This is a genomic window from Nocardia vaccinii NBRC 15922, from assembly GCF_001613305.1.
In the GTDB taxonomy this organism is placed as follows: Bacteria; Actinomycetota; Actinomycetes; order Mycobacteriales; family Mycobacteriaceae; genus Nocardia; species Nocardia vaccinii.
The window spans coordinates 1-3,596 of record NZ_BDCC01000112.1; the positions used below are offsets into that span (position 1 = coordinate 1).

At 62.2% G+C, this 3,596-nt stretch carries 4 protein-coding genes; 2 read left to right on the forward strand and 2 right to left on the reverse strand.

The window, feature by feature from the left end; genetic code table 11:
• Together NV1_RS41475 and NV1_RS41480 are read left to right on the forward strand one after the other, a co-directional pair.
• Nucleotides 1-386: C40 family peptidase (locus tag NV1_RS41475; protein WP_067905188.1), on the forward strand; the 386-nt coding region annotated here is incomplete at its 5' end.
• Between the two features lie 221 nt (nt 387-607).
• The gene (locus NV1_RS41480; protein ID WP_067905191.1) at nt 608-1,990 is read left to right on the forward strand and encodes an alpha/beta hydrolase; all 1,383 of its coding nucleotides are present in this window, start codon (nt 608-610) and stop codon (nt 1,988-1,990) included.
• 37 nt (nt 1,991-2,027) lie between these two features.
• Here the strand turns inward: NV1_RS41480 and NV1_RS41485 are convergent, their stop codons facing one another.
• On the reverse strand, nt 2,028-3,209 hold the full coding sequence (locus NV1_RS41485) for a transglycosylase SLT domain-containing protein (RefSeq protein ID WP_245714204.1): 1,182 nt from the start codon (nt 3,207-3,209) through the stop codon (nt 2,028-2,030).
• On the reverse strand, nt 3,209-3,596 hold a 388-nt coding region (locus NV1_RS41490), incomplete at its 5' end, for a transglycosylase SLT domain-containing protein (protein ID WP_157117782.1). The genes NV1_RS41485 and NV1_RS41490, both read right to left, overlap by 1 nt.

Here is a 3,596-nt window from a genome sequence, read left to right on the forward strand (position 1 = left end):
CGATGAGCAGCAGCGCCGGCGTCTCCGCGGCGGCGCAGAAGGCTATTCAGGTGGCCCTGTCCAAACTTGGGACACCGTACGTCTGGGGTGGATCGGGACCGAATGTCTTCGACTGCTCTGGGCTCACCTCCTATGCTGCCCGTGCCGCTGGAGTGAATATTCCGCGCACCGCGGACAAGCAGTACCAGGATCTTCCCAAGGTCAATCCCGCGGACATTCGTCCCGGTGATTTGATCTTCCCCGACTCCGAATTCAACAACGGCAGTCCGGGACACGTCATGATGTACATCGGCAACGGTAAATGCGTCGAGGCGCCGCATACGGGCGATTATGTCAAGGTCATTTCGCTGCCGAGCAGCTTCCATGCCAGCCGATGGACCTCCTGATAGCTTGTACGACGCCGGTTCGGCCATTTAGTTCATGCGGACCGTCGCAGGTGTATGGTTATCGACTATCGAAAGGTGGAAACGAGGAAATCAGCAGGTCGTGATATGGGCTCAGAGCTGGCTGGCCGAGTTGTCGATCGGGCGTGTGAAGTCCGCCGTGTCGGGCTCGCCCATAGCTGACCATGTTGATTAGCTATAGGCGATAGAGGCATGTCTGCGGCATGAGTCACAACGATCCCTCGAGTCAATTTCACAAATGGATCATCCAGGCTCATCTGGAACGCCTGCGGCGAGGTCTGGCTGGTGGGGTCAGTGATCGGATACCGGAGGAACTACGCGCTATCGGTATCGAATTGAGTGATTCTGCTCGGAATATAGCCGAGAAGCTGGCCGCAGAAATCACCCGGAGGGCCAGCGGAATACGACGCCTGCGCTCGGGTGCGGCTGAGAAGGATGCCCTCGGGGCCGAGCTGCTGAAATCTCTGCGCAACGAGGAGGTCATGTCGGGCTCGACCGCCGAGAGGATCGCACACATTCGAGCCGAGCGGCCCGAAGATATCGACATAGGCACCCTGGGGGAATCTATGCCCCGACTGCCGGATGACCCGAAGGAACTCAACGAATTCTGGTCGACATTATCGCCCACCGAGAAGGCTACGGTTTGGGCAGCCGACAATTTCGTAGGAAATCTTGATGGCATACCGCAGGCTGAGCGTGATTTTTTCAATCGCTTGAATCTGCATAATCTACTGACCAGGGCGCGTGTCGAGGGTAATCCTGAAGCCATCACCTCCTACGAGCAGATCGAAAACGCGATCGGAGAGGAAGGGAAATACTATCTATCGTATCTGGACAAAGATTTCCGGACGGCGATCAGCCGCGAGAACCCTGATGAATCCGATTTCATTGTCACCTACCTGGGTGGCGCCGGAACATCGCCGGTCAAGAACCTCAATATCGCCGAAAAGCTACGCAACGCCGCCCGGGGCGTACGTCGAGAAGGCGAGCCGGAACCCAGGGTAGCCGCGATTCGGTGGCAATCCTACCAGCGGCCGCCGAGTGCTCGATATGCTTGGGATCCTTCCTATGCGGACAATGCTGCGCCGCTATTGCGTCGTTATCAGCAGGGGTTGCAGGTTACGCACATGGGAGAGGGACAGCCGTACACGACCATGGTCGGGCATTCCTACGGAAATGTCGTCCTAGGGCACGCTGCTGATGGTGAAATGGTCGGAGATGCGGCGCTGCACGCCGATAATCTGGTTTTGGTCGGCAGTTTCGGTGTCGGCGTCGATCATGTGAGTGACCTCAGGCTGGCCGGCGTCGACACCCTCGAAATGAAGAATCGTGTCTACGCCACGATGGCCGAATACGATTCTTTCAAGACGATGCCCAAACATGGTCGGATGCCGACCAGTCCCGAGTTCGGTGCCAAGGTTTTCACGAGCGAGTCCACGCGAGGCCCGTGGAAGTCGGCCTTTCTCAATCCGAAGGATCACGCCGGTTACTTCGGCCCGGAAGATCAAGTCGAGTTCAATCCCGACAATCCGACGATGGTGAGCATCGGGAAGATCATTCTCGGTAGAGGAGCCGAGGTCGCATAAGCGAAAACGCACCAGCGGGACCACCCCGGCCCTACGATCAGTACCCGACGTACGAACCCCCGTGGCGCAGCTGGACGATGCCGGGCACATTGCTCATCGAGCCGTACCGATGGATCGCGTAGCGCACTCCGGCGATGATGTTGTCCACCGGATTCCAGACGTTGTGATGGCCCGGCAGCGCCCAGGCGTCGAAAGTTGGATCGATGGTCTGCATCAGCCCTTTGGACGGATGTCCCGCCTCGGCATTGCTGTCCCACAGATTGATCGCATGCGGATTGCCACCCGACTCGTGCTGGATGATCGTCGCGATGGCGGCCTGATCGAGCTGACCGGGACTGTAACCGTTCGCCTCGAGTACGCGCGCGGCCTCGTCGATCCAGATTCGCTCATTGCCCGACGGCTGTGTCAGCGGCGGCCCGCCGGAGCCGCCGATATAACTGCGGCGGTGGACCACTCGTCGTTGCGGGGTCGCACGGGAGTCCTGCGCGTAACGGTCGGCGAGAGCCGAAACCTGTTCCGCAGTCAGGGCGGAGCCGGCCTGGCCCTGACCGAGGACCACTCCGGCGCGTTGCAGGGCGGCGTCGAGGGTGTTCATCACCTGACGCTGCCCTACCGCCGTGTCCGAGACGCTGCCGAGGGCGGTCAGCGCGGCATCGGTCTCCGCGATGATCGCCGCGAGCCGAGCCCGCCCCGCGGTCGTGCTGTCCGCCGAGCCGCCCAGCAGCCGGGAGAGGTCGGCGTTCAGCCGCCCCATCGCGCTGACCTGCCCGGATTTGCCCTGGTTGTCCGCCGAGTAGGCCGAATGCACCGCGCTGTCCCAGGCCATCGGGCCGCTCGGCCGCCAGATCGGAACCGCCGGAGGCGAATTGGGCTGGCCGGTGTCGGGATCGGGTGTGTTGCTGCCGTATTGCGCGGCCATACTCGCCAGCGCGCCCATCGCGGCGGCGGCCATCGGCGCCGCGGCTCCGTAGGCCGCGGTATTCGCACTGGCCGATGTCGGCGTCGATGTCGTTGCTGGAGAAGGAGATTGCGGCGGCGGCGCGGTGGGTGCGGCACGTGTCGCGGTCGCCGCCGCGCCGATCGCGGCGGGAGCGGCCGTGGGCGCCGGAAGCCGGGGTGCGCCGTTGCGGCCGGTCCGGCGGCGGCGTGGTTCCGGAGCGGTTGTACCCACGCCGCCGTTGCGGACGCTCGATTCGGGCGTATCCGGCTCCGTCGGCATCAGTATCCCTCGTAGGGGCGGCCGTTACGCACGGCCACCACGCCGGGGACAGCGTCGACCGAACCGTAGCGGTTGATCGCGTACCGCACACCGGCGACGATATTGTCCACCGGATCGAGGATATTCTTGTGGCCCGGCGCGGACCAGGTGTCGAATGTCGGCTGGATGAGCTGCATGAGTCCCTGGGACGGATGTCCGGCCGCGGCATTGCTGTCGGTATTGTTGACCGAGTTGGGATTTCCACCGGATTCGTAGTGAATGATGATCGCGATGGCCTGCGGGTCGATCTTGCTGGTGTCGTAACCCATCTGCTGCAATACCTGCATCGCCTGCTGAATCCATTGTCCGACAGTTCCGCCCACGGTGTTTGTCGTCGGACCGGAGAAA